The following is a 19,423-nucleotide window of genomic DNA, read 5'->3' on the forward strand; positions in this document are numbered from 1 at the left end:
CGGGAAAATGGCTCCCACCCTCAACTCCCCTGCCCTTTGCGCTTACGACGGCGCGCAGGCTTGGGATAGCCGAATCGGGACCATGCCGCCGGATCGACGGGAAGCGGTGTCGTCCGGGCATTTTTGAGATTCACGAAAACACCGTGATAGGCGATCTGGCCGTAGCGGAACAACTCCCACAGCAGATTCAGGGCATACAGCGAGACCCCGCGATTGACGAAAAGCGACTGTTTGTCGAGGGCATCGGCCAGCGAGCAGGATGGCGTGTCATCTTCGGCTTCCTGCGACTCATCGACGATCTCCGGGAGAAGATCGCCGGCATGAGGCAGCCGGTTCGCATCGGGCTTGGCCCAACGAGCCGGCACAACGCCGAGAATGACCTGACCATCATGCAAGCGGTTGCCCAGATCGAGCCAATACCCGCCGCCAGCGCGTCCCACCGACTCCAGGATTGCTTTGCGCGCCAGACGATTGTCCACACAACCAATCGCCAGATCGGTGCGCAAACTCTCGGCTGCAGTCACTCGCCTTGTCTCCGCCTTCCAGCCGGTGCCCATCGCCATGTTGATGCGATTGACGAGCACCGTGGCCTTGGGCAACCCCACGTCGGACGGATAGAACATCTGCCGCCCCACATTGGCTTCCGACACTTGATCGGCATCGATGACGGTCACATCCAGACCACCGGGATGGCCCAGCGCGAGCATGGCCGTGTGCAGCTGGGCCAGACCCATCAGCATCTGGGAACCGGTTCCCCCGGCCCCAATCACGGCGACACGAACCTCCCGCGAGAGCAACTCAGGCGCAAGATGATGGATAGCCATCGCTTCCTCCTGCCTGATCGCTCAAACCGGTAGCGTCGAATGCCAACGGCACGAACAGCCCATTGGCACAGAGACGAAACGCCGTCGAACACTGCCCGCGATCGCAATTGCCAATCACGCCGGCAATCTTGAACTCGCCGCGATCATCTCGATCATCCTCTATCGAAAAGAACGCTGACAAGCGACCGTGGGAATGCAGATCGACTACCAGATGTTCATCCTCGTCGAGCAGCGGACGGTGATAGCGCACATGACAGCATCCCGCCGAAACTTCCGGCGGGAACACCAGCCGCATTTCCCCCGACGTAGCGTTCCACACGATCCAGCCCACGCATTCCTCCGGACACCGATCAAGGGCATACCGGTAGAACTCCGTGACCAGATGGCACGGAATCTTGCCAAAGGTAAGTGACAGTTCCCTGCCTACCCAGCCATAAGGCATAGGCACGCTCTTCTGACTGGCCAGCGGCACCCGTAGGTACAGCCATGGTCGCCGAGCTTCAAGCCAGAGGCCGTCGCCCGTCACCAAAAAGCGATGACCATTGTCGGACAAGGGAGTGAAGCCACCGTAACGCGGCACCGCCACCACCGGCGCTGACTGCTGCAATGCTATGTCTCTCGCATCCATCAGGCCTCTCCTTCAATCACGGCTGCTTCGAAAGCTTGCCGTAACGTCAAGCCCGTCGGAACGAGCGTGCGCGTCGGAAAGCGACTCAGGCGACCCTCCAGCAGATCCCGCCACAAGGCAAACGGACCGGCCCGGTAACGGGTCAGCCCCCTTGGGGTATGGATGTTCGGATGCGTGAAGTAGGAGCGGAAAAAGGCCTCCTCCCAGGCAAGGTGGTTGTGCACCTGATCGCCTTTCGGCAATCGGGCGCTACCGACACAGATCGTGCCGTTTTGCCAGACATTGAAGAATGGCGCGACGAACAGCGGCTTATCGGCATCGGGACGTTGCCGCCCCTTGAACGCAAACACCTTCCATGCCTTCGTGGTCACCACGAACACCAGTCCCGGACAGGGAACGCGCGCGGTACGTGCACCCAGTTCTTTGCAGTCGAACCAGACCTGCCTGTCCTGCGGGAAGCTGTACCAGACGACGAACCCCGATCCTTCCGCGAGCACATGCGCCGGCTTGATGGCCGGCTTGAGCAGCGTTTCAGGATCGAGAATCCGCATCAGCGCCAACAGTCCCGCCTTGCTGGCCGGAACGCCTGCTTGAATGACCGGACGATTGCCATCGTCCGATCCCACATCATGGACAGACACGAAAGCGGGCTTTCGTTGCGCATCCTGATAGACCAGCACGGCATGAGTCAGCCGATACGACTGTTCGCTGGAAAACGTACTGACATTGATCGCCATCGCGACCTCCTTGTTGAAATGGCGCAGGCGTGTCGAGCCCGGCGGGCAGGACATCACCCGCACCGGGTTAATGGAACTCACAGCGGCTCGGCGATCAGAGCAAGTAGCCGATCCAGTGACGACAACAACTGCAACCCCAGACCGGTCTTGTTGAGCCAGACATGGAACCCCTCGGCATCGAGAGGGACCGCCTGGGCGCCGAACAGATCGGTATAGCCATCGCTGGCGCAGTTCGCGTATTCGATAAAGTCATCGAACACCCGATCCATGGGGTCATCGACATCCCACCTCAGGTAGGCCCCGAAATAGACGCACTCGACCTCCATGCCGTCCAGGCCGGGAAGCTGCCCGCCGTCCGCCAGCAACTGCCCGATTTCGAGCACCACGGCAGCCACCGGAGCGACTTCAGGCAAAGTGGCCTGGATGCCTGACAGGGCATCCTCATCCAGCACCGGCTTGGCGCAAAGCACCCAATCCGGGAAATGACCGTCATACCAATCCGGAGAAATTGCATCCCCCAGATCCTCTTCGGTCATTCCCATCGAGCGCATTTCTTCCAGCCAGTCGGCCTGATCGCCACTCCCTTGCCAGTGGATGTACTCGCACAGATCGCGCGCCGATTGCGGCGTCAGGGCATACAGCGTGCGCCCCGAAGCCCGTTGCAACCAATGCAGCGCCGTCTCGCCCAGACCGGGACATAAGGTCTCGATCCGGGTCAGCCGATCTTTCATGCCAAGCCATTCCACCTGTTCAGACTGGATGGCCCAGTACCACCGGGCATCGTCGTCACTGGCATCGGGAAACAGCGATCCATAGCCCAATGTTGCTGGACTAGCGGCCGCATGAACCTCGAAGGCAATGTGCTGCAATTGCCCCACCATGCGGTTGATCCACGCAACCAACGCTTGTTGCACCAGCGTAGGCGGCAGACCGCTCGCAGACTCGGGAAGCTCCCCAACCTCCAGCCAGCGTAAGGCCAGCATCGCCCAGCGACGAACATCGAGACTGGGATTGAGGCTGACCGTGAGGCCAGCGCCAAACTGCGGCAGGCTCAGAGGATCAGGGCCTGGATGGAAGCGGCCACCTGACAGCGATCGCCGGGTGCGACGGTTGCTTGAGACCGTATCACCAAGCGTTGCAAGGCTTGTACGCATCGTTTCATCTCCTCGTGATCGAAGGCAGGAACCCCGTTCGGGATTCCGCCTTCAAAGTGCGAGAAGTCGCCATCGGCAGCGGCTTGCAGCCGTTCCTTGAGCGACACCATGACCTACTCCTTGCGCAGGACGACAGGCCAACGCCGATCCAGCCACCTGACCAATCGTCCCAAGGCGATCGTCAGGCGTTCAACCGGTGTCACAACAGCCGATTGCGGTTCGACATAGCTCAGGCCGTCATCGCGCCGCCGCACCACGATCCGGGAGGTTCGCGATGCATTGGCCGACAAGGCACCCTTGGTGCCGACGGCACGCCGGAAGGTGTAGATCAATCGATCACCCTTCTGCTCCGGCCCCTCGATCGAGGCCGTCGTGATCTCCGGGTAGGTGGCGGAATAGACATCCCGCACCTGCTCCGTCGACAAATCGCAGCCGGGATCGGGCAAGGCAATGCCGTTGTAGGCAAACGAACGCTGAAGCTTCTGAACGGTAATGGTCATGACCGCCTCCTCATGCGAAAAGGTTGTCTTCGACCGAAACATCGGCGACTGCCGGCGTCCCGCTCTCGACTTCATTGTCATCATCGACATCGGCCGCCGCCGTTACCTTGGCGGTGCCTTTCCTGAGCGCGCCTTCGGCTTTCTTGCTGGCGTCTTTCTTCGCCGCTTCAAGAATGCTGCGGGTCGCCTCCAATTGCTCGGCAAGCGACTGGTGCTCTTCAGCAAAGCTGCGAAGCAGACCGACGAACTGTGCATCCAGCTCCTCCGCCGTTCCGGTCAGGACCAACGGGATCGCCAATGCCTCGGCATCCTTCGCATCTTTCGGGGTGGGTCGCACCGTGACGGTGATCAATCCTTCCCGGGCAGATGACAACGTGACTGCCAGTGCCGCGCAGCCGTCCAACAACGATTTGAGTTCCTGAAAAAACATGGTGGTACCTCCAAAGAGAAAATGGCAGGCGCACCACGCCCCTTGCGGGGAACGTGGTCCCCGCTTGGGTGGAAAGAAATTGTCTTACGCGATGTTGAAACGCATCGACCGCGGCACCTTGCCCTCATAAGGGAAGGCCGCCACGTTCAACAGCGCCTTGACGATGTCGTCCTTCTTGCCGCTCATGGCCTTGGCAAATGCCCCGCCCATCGCTGCCTTCAAGCCGATCTCGTCGCACATCGCCTCGATTTCGCTCTTGGTGAGCAGCTTGAGAAACTCTTCACAGAGCTTCCAGTGCCGCCCGAGATCGATCTCGAGATAGTTGAGGAGCTGGACCAGGGTCTTTTCCTCAATGCCGTCCGCAGCGGATGCCGCCAGTCCCAGAAACAGCTTGTCCCGAACAGACTCATCCGACTGCGCAACCAGGCGTGCTGCCTCATCCGTCTTGAACACGAAGCTGGTGAACTCCTGCTTGGTGATCGCGGCGAATGCCTTGCCCAGCTTGGTATCGCTGATATGCCGGGCATTTCCCGATAACGCCAGAGCGATGAGTACCGTGAGATTGTTGTCACGGTTGGCCATCAACTCCCGACGCAGCGCCTTGCGCCAGACTTCCAGCCGGTAGTCCTTGACCCGTTGCGAGTCCTGGACCTTGGCCTCCGACTTGGCTTCGGCCTTGCCGGATGACTTGGCAGGAGTTGCCGACTTGCCTGACGCTGTCTTCGCAGAACCTTCCGCCGGCGTTGCCTTGTCCTTTTCCAGCTTGATGCGCGCTGCCACCTTCTTGGCATTGCAGCTCGCATCGAAGCACAGGTCGGGATAGACATTGCCCAACTTGCCCGGCACAGCCGAGATCGCGGCACCGAAGTTCTTGCAGGCGCGGCAGGCTTTCGCCTGTTCGCCGCCCACCCCGGTATCGCCCTCCGCCAGCAGTCGCAGGAGCGTGAAGTTCTCGCCGGGTCGGACGATCCGAATGGTCGGATAGTCGTCGGCCAGTGATGCCTTCTTCACGTCAAGTGACGCCTCGGTCTTGCCATCGAAACACGCCCCGTGGGTGCAGTGTCCGGCGGCAATCGCCTCGCCAAACAGTGCCTGCTGGTTCCCCGAGTTGTGGGGACACGACGTGCACTCGTCCTTGTCGAAGATGGCGCTGCTCAACGCCCGTGAGATCTGCTCAAGTTGCCCGCGAAACTGGGCGACCGTTGGCAGACTGGACTGTGACAGCAACTTCTCCAACACAGCATCCTGCTTGTCGCGGGTGACCGCAGCCAACAGCTCTGCGTGACCCAGCTGGATGCGCCGCTCGGACAAGGCCCGACGGACCCGTTCCGAACAGTTCATCAGCGCCAGGCGCTTGTCGAGCGTGGTTCGCGACCATCCCAGACGACGCGAGGCCTCGTCCCGATCCCCCTGACAGCGACCAAGAATCTTGGCTGCCGCTTCGGCTTCTTCGGTCGGACTCATGTCGGCACGCTGAATGTTCTCGATCAGCGCCGCCTCGTCGGCTTCGCCATCGTCCAGATCGCGCACCAGTGCCGGGATTTCATACTCGTCCCCGAACACCTTCTTTGCTGCACGCCAGCGACGCTCGCCGGCGACGATCTCGTAACGCCCCGCATCGCGGGGGCGAACGAGGATCGCCTGCAGTACGCCCTTGGATTTCACAGAATCTTCCAACGCCGTCATTTCCGAGGGATCGAAGTAGCCTCGGGGATTGCGGCCGGGAAGGATGTTCCCGACCTTGATTGATGCTTGCAGTTGCATGATGCCTCCAATGAAAAAAGGCAGGCAGCCGCATCCCCGGACGGGAATGCGACTGTCCCGCCAGGGGTGAAATAAATCGTCAATGAGTGTGTCGCCGCCGGTAACGTTCCAGCACCCGATCCCGAATTTCTTCGTCATCGAGGCCAAACAGACGACAACACGCCCGGTAGGTAAAAGCACCGGACTCCGAACGTGGCGCCCGCATCCAATCGAGAATGTCTGCCCGCGTTTTGGCGGACACCCTCAGATCGAACAGGTCGTGCAGCGATTTCTCCAGAAGCAGACCATGCAGCCGCAGGATGTCATCCTCGGTCCATGGGATCTCGTCATCGAAGTTCGCTTCACGTCCTGCCATGCGAGCTGGATCGGGTCGATGGTCCTGACCGCTTTCCTTGTGCATGGCCATCTCCGTCATCAGCACGTGAATTGCCTGTGCTAGTGATGGTCGCCGGCCTTGACCAGGCGGTAGCTGTCGTACTCCAACTGATAGCCGTTGCCCTGAATCACGCTCAGAAGTTCGTTGCGCGCCAGTACCACAGCGGCATCGTCTTCCTTGTTCAGGGTCAGAAATCCGACCTTGTCGAGCACTTGCACCGCCCGCGCACAGATCCGGATGGCTCCGAACTCCGTGTCACCGAGCATGGTCATTTGCCATCCTCCCCGAAAATGTCATTCGCCGAGGAAGACGGATTGGCCAGTGCAGACTTGCGGCTACGGTAGGCGCGCAGCACCTGTTCCAGCTCGGGGCCCTCGAACGAACCTTCGGCCCGGACATAGACTTCATCCAGTTCGTCGGTCGTGGCCGCCCTGCCGATAATGGCCAGAGTGTCCTGCAGCAGCTTGCCGGAGGCTTGAGGCTCCGCAACTTTAGGCGACCCGGCCTTGTCAGACTTGCTTTCCTTGTCACCGGACTCGGTCGTGGGTTGAATGATCTCCCCCGTTTCCTCATCGATGATTGGCGCCCAGGAACCTTCGATGGCTTCGGTGATGCCGATGTTCTGGTTTTCACCACGCTCGGTCACTTCATCGAGCGCCAGCGCCATCGCCAGTTCGGGCGACTTCGGCAACAAGTTGCACAGCCGGCGAATCACGGTCTTGAGGCCCATCGGGACGAAATGCGTATCCCACGGACTTTCCTTGCCGTACTTCTTGGCCATCTGGTAGCCCCGCGAGTTGTCGCGCACCTGTTCGATCTGTTCCTTCGACAGGGCGTGAAACGTGCGAGTGCCGTCCTTGAACACCGCGACGGCATAGAAGCCCACGATCACACCGCGCTCCTCGTCGGAGGCAGGGAATCCGTTCTTCTTCAACGGTTCGTGCATCAGGGTCCGGTTAAGGCCCAGGACGATGTCGAACTTGTCGTTGATGCGAACTTCGTGACCGTAGATGTCCTGCACGATGCCGCTGTTGCGGGCCAGCTTCATGAGCCCCTGATAGCCGGGGATCAACTGGCACTGATTGCCAAAGGGCACCAGGTGCGCTTCGCCCATCAGGCCGACTTCGAGCCCGAGCTGGCTGGACTGGATCACCGCCGCAAAGACGCTGCGGGGATCGGTCTGGGCCAGTTTCGGGTTCATGCGGAACGCGGTCAGAGCGATGCGCACCATGCGATCTGGACTCAAGTGCTTGGGCAGTGCGCGGGCAATTTCGCCTTTGAACTGCTCCAGCATGGCCGGGAAAGGCACCACGTTGGACTGAACGCCTTGGCGGGACTTCTGGATGTTGCGTAGGGTTTGAGACATGGTTTTCTCCAAAGAAGAATGGCGAAGACACCTGTCTCCCATGACGGGGATGGGTATCCCCGCCGGGGTTGATGACCTACAAAAGTTGCCGCGGTTTAGGCGGCGTCCAGCTCGAAGGCTTCTGTGTTGGCAGCCCAGCGTGGCAGGGAGATCAGTTCAATCTCGCCACCCGGTTGGTACGCCGGCCAGTTGCCCGATGCCTGGCACCACTTCAAGAGCTGAAGTGCCGCCCGGTATTTCTTGCGCCCGATCTCGATCACATCGGGATCGGCGCGATAAACAGCTACCGCGTGCGGCGCGTCCTTCTCCACAGCGACAAACAGGAACGGAAGTTCCATTCCAGTCACGGCCGACGTAGTACGCCGTCTGGATGTCGTAGCCGAAGTTCGCAATGGATTTGGAGAAGCCGCTACTGCTGGCATCGACGCAGGTCTTGAGATCAACGATGGCATCACCGTTGAACCAGTCCGGCCGACACTTGCAGTTGAGGCCCGTGTCCGCATCCGTCCAGAACGCCGAGAGCTCGGCGTCACCAACGGACAGAAGTTGTGCCGCCCCTTGATGGGCAAACACGGCACGCTGCACCAGGGTGAGCGTGGACATCTCCTCGGAAGTAATCACGATCTTGCCCTGATTGGCTTCCTCGAAGCGTGCTGCGGCTTCCTTGCCTTCCTTCGTGCGACGGTCGAATTTCTCCGCCACCACGAATTCCTCGGCAAAGCGATCCTGCTCCAGTACATAGGTATGCACTGCCGTACCGAATGCCATGGCGGGCGTCGGTTGATGCGGATGATCCAGATACTCGCGCAGGTGGGCCGGGCTTTTGAGCATCTTGACGATACCCGAATGGCCGATGGCTTTCTCCGCGTGATACTGCGTGGCCGGCATGACGAGCAGGCCGGGATGATTGAGTTTCATGATGCCTCCAGAGTGAATGCCGGAAGCACCGACCCGAACCGGGGCGTTGTCCCCGGCTGGGTTGGAAAATGCTGTTTGTTTCGCGCGGCCAGCTACCGCTTTTCAACCGAACGGATAACCGTCCGATCAAATCTGGCTTTCCGCAGGACGCTCGGGGCGAACGCCCTCGGGAAAGCCCCGGAAGTCCGGGGCGATGGGATCATTCGATGGTTCCGGCTTTGCGCGCCATGTCGAGTGCCTTCAGCAACATGTCACGGGTTTCCATGTCCCGCTTGCCTTCCCTCAGCCGTTGATAGAGATCACAGGCAAAGGCCATGGGCAGCGGGTCGAACAGTCGAACGAGATAGGGATTGAGTTTCATGATTTTCTCCAGAGGTTGTTGAGATTCCCTGGCGAAAACCGCATCCAATATGGAGCGATCCCCGCAGGACAAAGGGCTCTTCGAGAAAAGCGCTTTGTGCTGCGGGGAAGCCCCCCACAGGCAATACTGCGAACTACAGACCGAGCGCGCGAACGATCGGACGGCTGATGATCCAGCCAGAAATGCAGCATGCGAGAAGAACGAGTTCCATGAGATGCCTCCTGAGGTAAAAAAGGGGGCACCCCTCCCCTAGCGGAGGCGATGCCCCCGCTGGGGTTGAAACTTCAGGCAATGACTTCGAAGGAAGCCTTTGCCGTGTTGCCGGAATCGTTGCCGATTCCGTTCCGACGCAGATACGCCGGTACGTCGTACTGCCGCCAATCCGTTACCGGTTCCTCGGCGGGTAATTCATCTACTTCAGCCACCACCTCCTCGACCTTGGCCTGGAGCGGAACTCGCAGGAAAGAACCACGAATGGCTTCCAGCGCAAACTGAAGAAACGAAAGGATCAGATGCAGTCCTGCCAGCATGGCCAGGACGAGAATGACGCGCTCCATGAACAAACCTCCAAAAGTGATGGAGGCCTGTCCCCCAAGGGAGGAAGACCTCCCGGTGGGGAAACTAGAAACGTGCGACTCAGAACGGCTCGATGTCGGGTACATCCTCGAATGCTGGTCCCGAAGCGGCTGCAGGCTTGCCTTTACCGTTGCCGGTACGCTTGCCTTTGCCTGCGTCGGGCGCATCGTCATCCGCAGGACGAGTGCCGAGCATCTTCATCTCGCTGGCGAGAATTTCGACGACATAGCGATCCTGACCCTCTTTGTCCTGCCATTTGCGGGTCTGGATGCGACCTTCGACGAAGACGGGCGAGCCCTTTTTCAGGTACTCGCCGACGACCTCTGCCGTGCGACCAAAAAAAACGACACGGTGCCATTCGGTGATTTCCTTCTTTTCACCGGACGACTTGTCCTTGTACGTCTCCGTCGTTGCGATCCGAATCGTTGCGATCGCTTCGCGGTTCTGCGTGTAACGAACCTCAGGGGCGGCACCCAAGTTGCCGATGAGGGTGACTCTGTTTAGTGATGCCATGACTACCTCCTGACAAAAGTTGAAATTGGCAGGAAGGCCGTCATTACCTGACGGGGTATCCCCGCCGGGGTTAGTGAATGCTGTTTATTTCGGAAGGCCAGCTACCTTCACCGTGGCCTCCATAAGGAGGACATGAGATGGACAGATTCTGGCTATCGTGCATCACTGTGTGTGATCGAAATGCAGCCAAAAATGGCGCATTTCGGAATCCGTGACCGGCATGCGCTGACTACTCTCCCGAGGCTATTTCAACCGGGAGACAGTCATGGCCACACGTCAGTACAAGCTTTCAACCAACATACCCACCGTCAGGCTGAGCAATAGCCGACCGTTCATTACTCAGAAGGCCATGCTGAATTCCTTGCATGCCCAGCAAATATTCGAACGTGGCTACGACATGTGTGCCAACGGCCTGTTCTCGCTGACTGTCGTTTTGCGCTTCATCGGTACCGAAGACCAGGCCCAGGCGGTGGAAGCAATGGTTGATGACCTTCTCGATAAGACGCTGGAGGAGATTCGCCAGGAGATCAAGCGCATGCAGGATATGAGCGAAGCCAATGGCTGCGAGACGATGATCGGCTATACCAACGCCCGTCATGTCGAGATTCAGATCACCTCGCCGCGCTCGATCCGATTCCTCGCCATCATCCGCGAATTCGATCAGTTGATCGCCGCGATGGATACCTTGTGGCTTGCCTGCCTCATCGACGACACGCACTACGCCATCGAGGCCTATCAATGGAAACGCAGGATCCTTCGAGTAGCCGGGCAAATTCGCACCCTGGCCACGCGCGCGATTCTGGCGGCGCGCAAGAAAGAAACCGTGGAACTTGCAGCGGAGGAAAAAGAGTCGGTGACAATCAGAGAGTTCACAACGACAACAAATGACCACCGCATTACCGGAGATATCGTTGATTCGTAATTCTTCTCTCCGCTGTGTAGGCTGCATCGCTCCTCTCGGAGACAACAACCTGACCAAAAGGTAATTTCGGAGTCATCTTCCTGTTTGTATGCGACTCCTAAGATGGCATCACGGTCGGACGAGAAATGTCCGGCGCGATCAACCCAATGTCACTAGGAGAACACCATGAAAACCACGCTTACCAAAATCGCTCTGATCGCTTCCCTGAGCGCCATTGGCACGACAGCCGCATTGGCCCATGAGGACTATTCCGAAGGCGGAAGCCTACATTGGCTCTCGCACGCTTCGGAATCAAAGAGCCAACCGACAGCCAACCAGCTTGCCCCCTTCGGGTATCAATCCACCGGCACCGCAGCGCGTGTGGTGAGCGTTGACGCCGATACCAAGTACCTGAATGTCACACGCCTCGAAACCGTCCAAATCAAGGCCGGCGGGAAAACGGTCACGTGGATGTTCGATACGCGCGGAACGGCGCCGTTTCCGCTATCCAAGATCATTCCGGGAACCGACGGCGTAACGGTCTACGTTGCAGAAAATCCGGCCTACATCGGCGGTTGATCGACTTACCGGATGGTTACATAGATGTAATCATTAGGTAAGCATCCGGTTAGGATGGAGCGAGCAAAATAAACTTTGCGGTGTATGACGAATTCCGCGTTTTATGAAGTTTCCACAGAGGAGTATGAAAAATGCTGAAGAAATTTTTGCTGGTCGTTGCAATCAGTTCTGCCGCCGCTTCCGCGTTCGCAGGTGATGCTGCCCGTGCCGAAGCTAAGCAGGTAATTGATCTCAAGGATGGTTCGACGGTCTACATTTTCAAGGATGGCAAGATGGCCATGGAAAATAAGTACGGTCATGCTGTTCGGATGAAGGAAGATACCGTCATGGAAACCAAGGATGGTCAAAAAATCATCATGCATGGCGATGAAGTAATGCGCCTGGATTCGTTGCTACGGAAGGGGCACGAAGGCTGATCAGCGCGCCATGTGGAATGGAGTGGCTTCTTCGGGAGCCACTTCCAAGTTGAAGTATTTTTGGAGCATACCTCGCATTCCCTGTTGCAGATCGTACGCATCGGCTTGGATCATCTTCTGGTACAGGTCTCCGGCAATCCGTTTGAAACTTGCCACAACGACTGGATCAAAATGCCGCCCCGAATCGTTTTCGATGATGGTGAGCGCCTCGGCGAGTCCCATCGGCTTCTTGTAGGGACGCTCCGAGGTCAGTGCATCGAAAACGTCGACCACGGCGAATATCCTGGCAACGCGTGGGATTGCATTACCGACCAGTCCGTCGGGATACCCGGTTCCATCAAATCGTTCGTGGTGATGCCGTATCGTACATGCCGCTCCGGTCAGCCACGGGTTGTCCGCCACGATTTCGATGCCCAGAAGCGCGTGGGTCTTCATGATCCGGAACTCATCATCAGTCAGCTTTCCCGGTTTGAGCAGAATGCTGTCAGGAATGCCGATTTTCCCCACATCGTGAAGAAAGGCACCCGCGACCAGATCGGCGATTTCATGTCTTGGCAGTTCCAATGCTTCGGCAAGCGCAACCGCATAGAACGTCACCCGATAGTTGTGGGCATCGGTATCGGAATCGCGTTTGGCTATCGCGTTCCCCAAGGACTGTATCAGAGATAGATTGGAGTCCAGCAGGCGACGCGACAGCCCCACTGATCGGTGCAGCATGGCCAGCAATAGCGGATAGAGAAGGAGAGCGGTAATCAAAACAGATGAGGACGCCGTCAATGCACCATTGCGAATCTGCGCTCTTTGCGACTCCAGGGCCTTGCTATCGAGGCGGCTAACGCCTTCCAGATATCCCGCAAGCTCGCCGTCAGTTCCAAATAAAGGGAGAACAACTTGTATGAGCCGTTCGTCGGATGCCTCGATCCAGCTTGTATGGCTTCGACCTCGCCCAGGCCATTCATGTTGCCTCGATTTCGCAGCCTCGATAAGAACTCCCGTGACATCTTCCCAAGACTCGTAGATCTGCCTTTTGTCATTGGCGAATATGCGAACGCCGATAAACCGGTTGCGATCCAGTAAGCGATTGAGTTCACCATGGTCCGTGGTTGAGCCGGCACTGATTGCTAACTGCATGGCCGGCGACTCGAAATGTCGGGCGCTGTCTAGAGCGTAGTCAAGCGCTGCTTGCTCCGCTCGATAACTTTCGATCAGATACGACGCGCCGCCCGCAGCCAAACCGATGACAACCGCGGCCGCTCCCACCCTTCGGGCAAGCATCCAGCGGAGTTCCCGAGGACTTACGGGCAGTGCAATGGGCATTTCAATCCTTCAGGCTCTGGAGCATTTCCATCATGTGCTTGAAGTGCCCACTGACGCGGTCACGCGAAAATTCCCACATTACCGAATTCTCTGCAAATTTCGCACGCTCCACATTCATATCCACGGTGTTGCCATCGGCACTGGGTTGCGTTGGAACGTGATATTTGAGCGGATACGGCGAAAGGCCGACCTGTGCCTGCCCTTGAACATGCCCTGAGGCCGTGGTGGCGAGCGAAAGCGGTGGTGTATTGGCGATGGATCGTGCAACCCGTAAGGCCTCTTGGAAATCGATATCAACCGCCTTGTATCCGGGGGTATCGGCGTTGGCGATATTGGAAGCAATCAGTTCTTGTCGATAGGCGCGTACCCCGAGCGCCGTTTCGTGAAATCCGTGTTTTTCACCTTGATGGTTTTCACCGATGGTGAAATGCCGAGGATGAGTGCTTCCGCTCTGGCTGCCGGCAGTGGCATGCGAACTGTTGGCGTGCGGAAGAGCGGGAGTGCTTGGGCCGGCCCCATGACCGGCATGTCCGCCGCCCGTCGCTTGGCCGATGGCTTGCGATAGCGTGGAAGCAAAGGTTTGCCCGGAGGCAGATGACGACTGATCGCCGGGATGATTCCCATGCCCACCGCTATTGGATACAGGCGCGATAGACTGCGCACCCCCGACTCCCGCGACCGGCGCCATGCTCAGGTCACCTCGATCGGCCCGATTGGCTTCAGTTCATGATGCCATCGATCACCATGCGTGGCTTGCGCGTCGGCCGAGAATGCCGAAATATCTGCTCGGCCTTGCCATTGAACGTGTCCAGATGCCTTGACTACAAGGGGAAATGGTGCCGTGCCTCCAGTCCCATGGGCTCCGGCGACGATTGCCGCCACGGGCCGCTGCTGCAATCCCGTGCCAGGGGTGTTGGTGTCTTGCGCGGCACTACCTGTCATTTTGGCGCTGTGGGCAATCGCGCTCGCAAGTGCACGCGAAAACGATTCCCCGGCAACCGACGGCGAGGCGCCAGACAGATGGTTCGAAAGCTTCCCTGTACTGGAGGGTGATGGTTCAGCCGATGGATACCCGATTTCGTGAGAGGAATGCACGATTGGCCCTTACTCGTTCATGATCAGAATCGTCTTGACCGGATCCATCGGTCCCACGTCATGCCATTTATCATCGCGTCCGGCGACTACCGCCTCATCGCAACATCCATGGTTGCATTCGACAATCCAGCGCTTCATCAGAACTGCATGGCAGTAGGCGTAACGAACCGTCTTGGGACTGCACCCAACGGCCTCGGCGAGCAAACGACACGAACACCGGTTGCCGTGATCAACATGTTTGGTTTCGCTCATCGCAAAAATGCCGAGGCCCCGGAGCGGGGCCTCGCGATACCGGACTTACTTGCCGTCCCGGGGATGCAGGTGCCTGTTCTTGTCCTTGGTCGGATCTGGCTTTTTCGCTTCCGCCGAAGCCACCTTTGACGCTACGCCGGTCTTCTCTTCCATATGGGAGTGCGGCTTCATGTTCTTGTCGCCTTGCATGTCTGCCGGCGGCGTCTTGGCTTCCACCGCCGTATTCGTATCCGAGGCCGCTTGCGCGTTGATGGAAAGAGCGGCTAGTGCCGCCAACACACTCGCTGCAAGAATGGATTTCAGTTTCATGGCAATTTCTCCAAAGGTTAATGCGGGGTGAATTCATGGCGTCCAGCAAAGATCGGACAAACAAAGTCTGCTCCTGGGTAGCCGTCAACAACATGACCCGCGGATTACATTTGCGTCAGCTTTTGCCATTCGACAATTCCACGCCTGCACGGCAGCTGTGGCCGAATCCTTCACAGGACCGGTGGAATGGCAATCGACGCATTCGACCATCCAACCGCCGAGATCGATTTCCTGCAAGGCGGATCGGGCACTGCCACAAAACGGGCAGGCATCGGGACTGCTCACGAAGGCCGTCTTCGCTGCTGTTGCCACGAGACCGTGAGATGCAGGCATCGGCTACAAACCGCCTGTACCCGAGGAATTTCCAAGCATGCGTTCCACGTCGGCTTCGGCATCAAACCAGTCGGCCATCTCGCTTCCAGGCTGGAACCCGCGCTGTTCGGCTTTGTAATAGGCGGCTTCGGAAATCAACTGCTCGCGCGGAATGGCGGCAGCATCGCTTACCTGGGTCCCTTGCTGCGGCTGATCACCAGTCCTGGTTTGCCCTGCGGAATTGTTTTTGCCCATTTATGCCTCCTTGCGGTCGAAGTTGACTTGCGAATAAGGGTTGATCAGGCGGTCTATCACTTCATGGAAGGCCTGCCGGAGTTGCGCCTCCGAGCAGCCCATCAACATGCCATCGTCAAAGGCATCCTGCGCTATCTGCGATAGTTCGTCGATGTTCTCGTTCAGTACCTTGATCTTCTCGATGCAGGCGATCGCCCGACCGCAATCGGAACGCCAGATCGAGGCGTGTTTCCTATCGATCGAGGAAGCGCGCGTATCCATGACTTTTACTTGTTCGTCAAATTGGCAAAAACCTGCCGCTGAAAATCGATTCCGTGCGAGACGGAGGCGGTCCAGTGGGCAACAGCGATCTTTCCGCCAGTGACAAGCACCTCGGCAAGATTCCCTTGATTCGGGGGTTCCGTGATCGGAATCGCCAATAGCTGACGAGCCGTCTCCGTGTTGGCTTCGACGGTTTCTTCGCAGTATCCCAACCCTGCGCGACTGATGCGAAATATCAGATCAAGCTGGGACTGATAGTGGTTTCGTAGCTGCTCAATTGCGGGCCTCATGGGCGGGCTCCCTATAGATGAATCCAGAGTATTCGCAGGCAGCCTCCCTCGCATCGAGTCGGCAGACCTAGCTGAATTTCTTGGGATCTTAGGACTGACGGGCTGACGAGAGCATGTCCGCCTGATTACATCTTTGTCATCGAAATGTCAGGAAAACGGCTGCGTCAATCCCTGAGCAGGGTTCGGAACTGGTCGTCTTACCGAGACAGGGATTTTGAGATGGAAAATATCGGCTTCAGTCCCGAGCCAAAGCGGACAATGGCTTTTTGTTGACCGAGCAACTCGCCATAGGGCAGATACCGGAAATTCAGCTCCCCGATCTTGGAAAATGCCGGTCGGCGAATCTGTTGCAAGACGTCGTTTTCGCGGCCATCCGGTGCCACCAGGAACAAAGCTTCGCATGTCCGAAGTTCATTGCCATAGGCCAAATCCAGAAGGCGGACGATGCCCGAATAAATGGATGTCGTGTGCTCCACCTCAAAGGCTGCGATGACGTTGCCAGTCGTCCTGTCCAGCCAGATCACGTCGATCATTCTCACCGACTCGGCGCCCGACACAGTGGACAGATGATCCGGCAACGCAGTCAGGCAACCATCGCCCAGGACACCCGTCTCGTGGGCACGGTTGCGGTCGTTGGCGGCAATCCAGACCCCAAACCCCATCGCCAATCCGATATCGCGAAGACACCCTTGAATCTGGGTATGGGATTGATCACCCGCCGACGCGGACGTGGCCGCTTTGGATTGCGCAGCGGATTCTTCACGGACCCGCATCAAATCCTGCCGCCATGCCAGTTCGGCAGCCTCGTCGCCATCAAGCGGCGGTACGGGATAACGCTTGTTGCCGACATCGAACAGCAAGCCGGCCAAGGCACCCAGATCATTGGACAGCATCTGTCGATAACGGCCATTCAGAGCGAGAGCGCCCTGCCGCATCGCCAGATAGTGATCCCACCGACCGAGTTTCACCTTGGCACCGGTCAGTGCGTTATATCCGTTGACGATGGCGGTATTGAACGGCAGGACCAAGGTCGGGTGAATAAAATACAGCAGATTTGCGACCGCAGGCCCCAATCCCTTGATGGCGAGGGAGTCAATCTGGTTGATGGCCTGGAGGATGGCCTCCTCGGTATCGCAGCAATTGCAGGTATGCAGCAGGCGGGCGAAGGCTTTCTGGTTCTCGGGATGCTCGTAGATATCGGGAATCCGCAGTTTTGGCTTCCACAGGAAAGCGTGGTCTGCCCCCTTGAAGATTTGCCGCTGCTCGGCAATCGATGCCACAACCGTTTCCAGCGAGGAACCGCGATAGGCATTGCCAAAGGTGCCGGCCTCGATATCCCGGACGACTTCGGCAATACCACGACGGATGGAGCGAAAGTTTTTGAGACGTTCCGACCACAAAAACCAGGTCGAAAAAGTGCTGCGGGGATCGTCCTTCCAACGGGTGATGAGCGTACCGACGGAGTCAGTCATGGTGATGGCAACGGTATGAAATTGGCAAGATTATCGGTGATTCCCCTCATGCCGTATATCGCCGCAGGGAATGAGTTCGCCCGACTCAAAGCAGTGGTCGATGCACATTGCCCGGCGCTGAACCTGTTCAGTTACGGAACATCGGCGGGAATCGCCGTCGTCTGTCATGCCCGACCGCCAACGAATCGCTAGTTGCGTTGGCTATTCAGCAGGCCGCTCCAAAGGGGCCACCACCCCGGGGTCGCCTGCGCATAGGCTTGGTAGGCGTCACCGAAAGCCTCCCGGGCCTGCTGCTCTTCCCGCTTGGACAGTCGGACGTAGATGATTACCAGAATGGGAAACAGCATCAGAGTAATCAAGGTCGGCCACTGGAATAGAAATCCGATCATGACCAGAATGAAGGCAGCGTACTGAGGATGCCGGACCCACTGGTATGGGCCGCTACAGGCCAGCTTGCCGGCGCGCTGTGCGCGGTACAGCACCGGCCAGGCGGAGGACAGCAGCCAAAAGCCGCCCAGGATGAAGGCGCTGGAGAGCAGGTGGAACGGTCCGAAATGAGGATTGCCTTTCCAGCCGAAGATCATCTCCGGTAGATGACCCGCATCATGGGATAGCCAGTTGATGTCGGGGAAACGTTCAGTCAGCCATCCGGACAACAGGTAGATCGTCAGCGGGAAGCCGTACATCTCGGTGAAGAGCGCGACGATGAAAGCCGAGAACATGCCAAGCGTTCGCCAGTCCTGTTTCGACTGCGGCTTGAAGAAGCTGGCGGCGAACAGAATGAAGAAGACCGAGTTGATCAGCACCAGGGACCACAGGCCGTAATCGTAGTTCTCGGGCGTCATGGTTTGCGCTCCGTGTCCTTGTCGTTTCCACCACCATGGTGATCGTGGTTGCCGTGCATGAAGAAGTGCATCAAAGGACAGGCCAGCAGGAGCAAATAGGGCAACGCTCCAAACAGGTGGGCGCGATGTTCGGTCAGCAGGTAAAACAGCGCGATAGCGGCAAAGACCCACCAACCCCACGCCATCTTGCGGGCATGGCGATGATCGTGATCCGTTGTCTCCGATGCCGGTTCTTGTCGCGGTTGTTCATTGACCATGATTTCTCCAAGCGTTCATCATCGCCGTGCGGGCGGCCGATTGCAGCAAGCTCCATCACCGCTGCGGGTGGCGTTCGACAATTCGTTGGTTTCCCCGAACTTCCACCAATCGCGCTGTAGTCGATGCCATCCACCCTTGAGCGTCAGACCCGCGCCAGCGGTTACTTTCTCAATTTGGTCCAGGGTTATCCGCCGCAGGTCATACTCGACTGCCAAGTCAATGCCATTCCAACTCGACGAAATGACTCCCTGGAGCCTGGCAATCCTAATCCGGGCCTCGTCGACATTGAAAGTCGCCGACGCTGCAGGACGCAACCCATGCCGCTTCAGGATTGGCACGGCTTCAGGGGGCATCCGATTCTCTCCTCGGCTTACTTGCCATCCCGGGGATGAAGATGTTTCGACTTGTCCTTATCGGCTCTCGGCTTGTCGCTTGTCGGTGTATCGGTCTTCTTGTCGGCATCCGCACTCGTGGATGCCGGCGCCATCCCACCCTTTTCTTCCATGTGGGAGTGGGGCTTCATTTTTTTCTTGGCGGGCATGGTGGCCTTCTCGCCAGGGGCGTCGGCAGCAGGCTTGTCGCCATCGGCCGCGAGTGCGCCAGCGGACAGGGAGGCAGAAGTAGCAAGCAGCAGGCCGGCAAAGAGATTGTGCAGTTTCATGATCAGGTTCCAATAGTCAGTAGAAAGGGATGAATCGGTGAGACAAGGCATAA

30 protein-coding genes and 1 pseudogene are annotated in these 19,423 nt (G+C 58.2%); 3 read left to right on the top strand and 28 right to left on the bottom strand.

All coding sequences use genetic code 11. The features are described 5' to 3' along the window. Nucleotides 1-20: 20 nt before the first annotated feature. From DENOEST_RS08730 to ssb, 15 genes and pseudogenes are all read right to left on the bottom strand, one after another. Nucleotides 21-824: a PRTRC system ThiF family protein gene (locus DENOEST_RS08730; RefSeq protein WP_145769014.1), complete on the bottom strand. Its 804-nt coding sequence runs from the start codon at nt 822-824 to the stop codon at nt 21-23. Beyond that, on the bottom strand, nt 799-1,452 hold the full coding sequence (locus tag DENOEST_RS08735) for a PRTRC system protein A (RefSeq protein WP_145769015.1): 654 nt from the start codon (nt 1,450-1,452) through the stop codon (nt 799-801). Before DENOEST_RS08735 ends, DENOEST_RS08730 begins: the two co-directional genes overlap by 26 nt. After that, entirely contained in the window at nt 1,452-2,270 is an 819-nt protein-coding gene (locus tag DENOEST_RS08740; protein ID WP_145769016.1) for a PRTRC system protein B, read from the bottom strand. Before DENOEST_RS08740 ends, DENOEST_RS08735 begins: the two co-directional genes overlap by 1 nt. Then, on the bottom strand, nt 2,267-3,343 hold the full coding sequence (locus DENOEST_RS08745; protein WP_145769017.1) for a PRTRC system protein F: 1,077 nt from the start codon (nt 3,341-3,343) through the stop codon (nt 2,267-2,269). The genes DENOEST_RS08740 and DENOEST_RS08745 overlap by 4 nt, the downstream gene beginning before the upstream one ends. Nucleotides 3,344-3,456: 113 nt before the next feature. Then, on the bottom strand, nt 3,457-3,843 hold the full coding sequence (locus DENOEST_RS08750) for a PRTRC system protein C (protein WP_145769018.1): 387 nt from the start codon (nt 3,841-3,843) through the stop codon (nt 3,457-3,459). Nucleotides 3,844-3,853: 10 nt separating this feature from the next. Then, entirely contained in the window at nt 3,854-4,273 is a 420-nt protein-coding gene (locus DENOEST_RS08755) for a PRTRC system protein E (protein ID WP_145769019.1), read from the bottom strand. A gap of 84 nt (nt 4,274-4,357) precedes the next feature. Beyond that, nucleotides 4,358-6,037 (bottom strand): PRTRC system ParB family protein, encoded by a 1,680-nt coding sequence (locus DENOEST_RS08760; protein ID WP_145769020.1) that lies wholly within the window; start codon nt 6,035-6,037, stop codon nt 4,358-4,360. A 79-nt stretch (nt 6,038-6,116) separates the two neighbouring features. After that, nucleotides 6,117-6,437: a hypothetical protein gene (locus DENOEST_RS08765; protein WP_145769021.1), complete on the bottom strand. Its 321-nt coding sequence runs from the start codon at nt 6,435-6,437 to the stop codon at nt 6,117-6,119. A gap of 35 nt (nt 6,438-6,472) precedes the next feature. Further along, nucleotides 6,473-6,685, bottom strand: coding sequence for a hypothetical protein (locus tag DENOEST_RS08770; RefSeq protein WP_145769022.1), 213 nt, complete (start codon nt 6,683-6,685; stop codon nt 6,473-6,475). Beyond that, nucleotides 6,682-7,779: a recombinase RecT gene (locus DENOEST_RS08775; protein WP_170228061.1), complete on the bottom strand. Its 1,098-nt coding sequence runs from the start codon at nt 7,777-7,779 to the stop codon at nt 6,682-6,684. Before DENOEST_RS08775 ends, DENOEST_RS08770 begins: the two co-directional genes overlap by 4 nt. 95 nt (nt 7,780-7,874) lie before the next feature. Next, nucleotides 7,875-8,231, bottom strand: coding sequence for a PD-(D/E)XK nuclease-like domain-containing protein (locus DENOEST_RS20635; protein ID WP_408640033.1), 357 nt, complete (start codon nt 8,229-8,231; stop codon nt 7,875-7,877). Continuing rightward, nucleotides 8,146-8,697, bottom strand: a pseudogene (locus tag DENOEST_RS08780) (PD-(D/E)XK nuclease-like domain-containing protein); the annotation flags it as partial. The gene DENOEST_RS20635 and the pseudogene DENOEST_RS08780, both read right to left, overlap by 86 nt. A 199-nt stretch (nt 8,698-8,896) precedes the next feature. Further along, nucleotides 8,897-9,058, bottom strand: a complete 162-nt coding sequence (locus DENOEST_RS08785) for a hypothetical protein (protein ID WP_170228062.1) — start codon at nt 9,056-9,058, stop codon at nt 8,897-8,899. A gap of 284 nt (nt 9,059-9,342) precedes the next feature. Next, nucleotides 9,343-9,615, bottom strand: a complete 273-nt coding sequence (locus DENOEST_RS08790) for a hypothetical protein (protein ID WP_145769025.1) — start codon at nt 9,613-9,615, stop codon at nt 9,343-9,345. Nucleotides 9,616-9,694: 79 nt separating this feature from the next. Beyond that, nucleotides 9,695-10,147, bottom strand: coding sequence for a single-stranded DNA-binding protein (gene ssb / locus DENOEST_RS08795; RefSeq protein WP_145769026.1), 453 nt, complete (start codon nt 10,145-10,147; stop codon nt 9,695-9,697). A gap of 265 nt (nt 10,148-10,412) precedes the next feature. Here ssb and DENOEST_RS08800 point away from each other — a divergent pair, with 265 nt between their 5' ends. The 3 genes from DENOEST_RS08800 (at nt 10,413) to copK (ending at nt 12,043) form a co-directional block, all read left to right on the top strand. Next, entirely contained in the window at nt 10,413-11,069 is a 657-nt protein-coding gene (locus tag DENOEST_RS08800; protein WP_145769027.1) for a hypothetical protein, read from the top strand. A 165-nt stretch (nt 11,070-11,234) separates the two neighbouring features. Continuing rightward, a complete protein-coding gene (locus DENOEST_RS08805) occupies nt 11,235-11,627 on the top strand; it encodes a CzcE family metal-binding protein (RefSeq protein ID WP_145769028.1) in 393 nt (130 codons plus the stop codon). Nucleotides 11,628-11,758: 131 nt separating this feature from the next. Then, nucleotides 11,759-12,043 (top strand): periplasmic Cu(I)/Cu(II)-binding protein CopK, encoded by a 285-nt coding sequence (gene copK, locus DENOEST_RS08810; protein ID WP_145769029.1) that lies wholly within the window; start codon nt 11,759-11,761, stop codon nt 12,041-12,043. Here copK and DENOEST_RS08815 read toward each other — a convergent pair whose 3' ends face one another. From DENOEST_RS08815 to DENOEST_RS08875, 13 genes are all read right to left on the bottom strand, one after another. Further along, a complete protein-coding gene (locus DENOEST_RS08815; protein WP_145769030.1) occupies nt 12,044-13,360 on the bottom strand; it encodes an HD-GYP domain-containing protein in 1,317 nt (438 codons plus the stop codon). 1 nt (nt 13,361) lies between these two features. Next, nucleotides 13,362-14,048, bottom strand: a complete 687-nt coding sequence (flgB, locus tag DENOEST_RS08820; protein WP_145769031.1) for a flagellar basal body rod protein FlgB — start codon at nt 14,046-14,048, stop codon at nt 13,362-13,364. Nucleotides 14,049-14,464: 416 nt separating this feature from the next. Continuing rightward, the gene (locus DENOEST_RS08825) at nt 14,465-14,707 is read right to left on the bottom strand and encodes a hypothetical protein (RefSeq protein ID WP_145769032.1); all 243 of its coding nucleotides are present in this window, start codon (nt 14,705-14,707) and stop codon (nt 14,465-14,467) included. Nucleotides 14,708-14,752: 45 nt separating this feature from the next. After that, nucleotides 14,753-15,016 (bottom strand): hypothetical protein, encoded by a 264-nt coding sequence (locus DENOEST_RS08830; protein ID WP_145769033.1) that lies wholly within the window; start codon nt 15,014-15,016, stop codon nt 14,753-14,755. Between the two features lie 84 nt (nt 15,017-15,100). Continuing rightward, complete coding sequence (locus tag DENOEST_RS20640) at nt 15,101-15,349, bottom strand: Lar family restriction alleviation protein (RefSeq protein WP_145769034.1); 249 nt, start codon at nt 15,347-15,349, stop codon at nt 15,101-15,103. A 3-nt stretch (nt 15,350-15,352) separates the two neighbouring features. After that, nucleotides 15,353-15,583, bottom strand: coding sequence for a DUF2934 domain-containing protein (locus DENOEST_RS08840; protein WP_145769035.1), 231 nt, complete (start codon nt 15,581-15,583; stop codon nt 15,353-15,355). Then, nucleotides 15,584-15,844: a hypothetical protein gene (locus tag DENOEST_RS08845; protein WP_232096480.1), complete on the bottom strand. Its 261-nt coding sequence runs from the start codon at nt 15,842-15,844 to the stop codon at nt 15,584-15,586. A gap of 5 nt (nt 15,845-15,849) precedes the next feature. Further along, nucleotides 15,850-16,134 (bottom strand): hypothetical protein, encoded by a 285-nt coding sequence (locus tag DENOEST_RS08850; RefSeq protein WP_145769036.1) that lies wholly within the window; start codon nt 16,132-16,134, stop codon nt 15,850-15,852. Nucleotides 16,135-16,331: 197 nt separating this feature from the next. Continuing rightward, on the bottom strand, nt 16,332-17,606 hold the full coding sequence (locus DENOEST_RS08855; RefSeq protein WP_145769037.1) for a type II restriction endonuclease: 1,275 nt from the start codon (nt 17,604-17,606) through the stop codon (nt 16,332-16,334). Nucleotides 17,607-17,794: 188 nt separating this feature from the next. Further along, nucleotides 17,795-18,451 (bottom strand): methyltransferase family protein, encoded by a 657-nt coding sequence (locus DENOEST_RS08860; RefSeq protein WP_145769038.1) that lies wholly within the window; start codon nt 18,449-18,451, stop codon nt 17,795-17,797. After that, a complete protein-coding gene (locus tag DENOEST_RS08865; RefSeq protein ID WP_145769039.1) occupies nt 18,448-18,708 on the bottom strand; it encodes a DUF2933 domain-containing protein in 261 nt (86 codons plus the stop codon). Before DENOEST_RS08865 ends, DENOEST_RS08860 begins: the two co-directional genes overlap by 4 nt. A gap of 18 nt (nt 18,709-18,726) precedes the next feature. Continuing rightward, nucleotides 18,727-19,062, bottom strand: coding sequence for a hypothetical protein (locus DENOEST_RS08870; RefSeq protein ID WP_145769040.1), 336 nt, complete (start codon nt 19,060-19,062; stop codon nt 18,727-18,729). Between the two features lie 17 nt (nt 19,063-19,079). Next, nucleotides 19,080-19,370: a hypothetical protein gene (locus DENOEST_RS08875; protein ID WP_145769041.1), complete on the bottom strand. Its 291-nt coding sequence runs from the start codon at nt 19,368-19,370 to the stop codon at nt 19,080-19,082. Nucleotides 19,371-19,423 lie beyond the last annotated feature (53 nt).

The sequence above is a fragment of the Denitratisoma oestradiolicum genome, from assembly GCF_902813185.1.
Lineage (GTDB): Bacteria > Pseudomonadota > Gammaproteobacteria > Burkholderiales > Rhodocyclaceae > Denitratisoma > Denitratisoma oestradiolicum.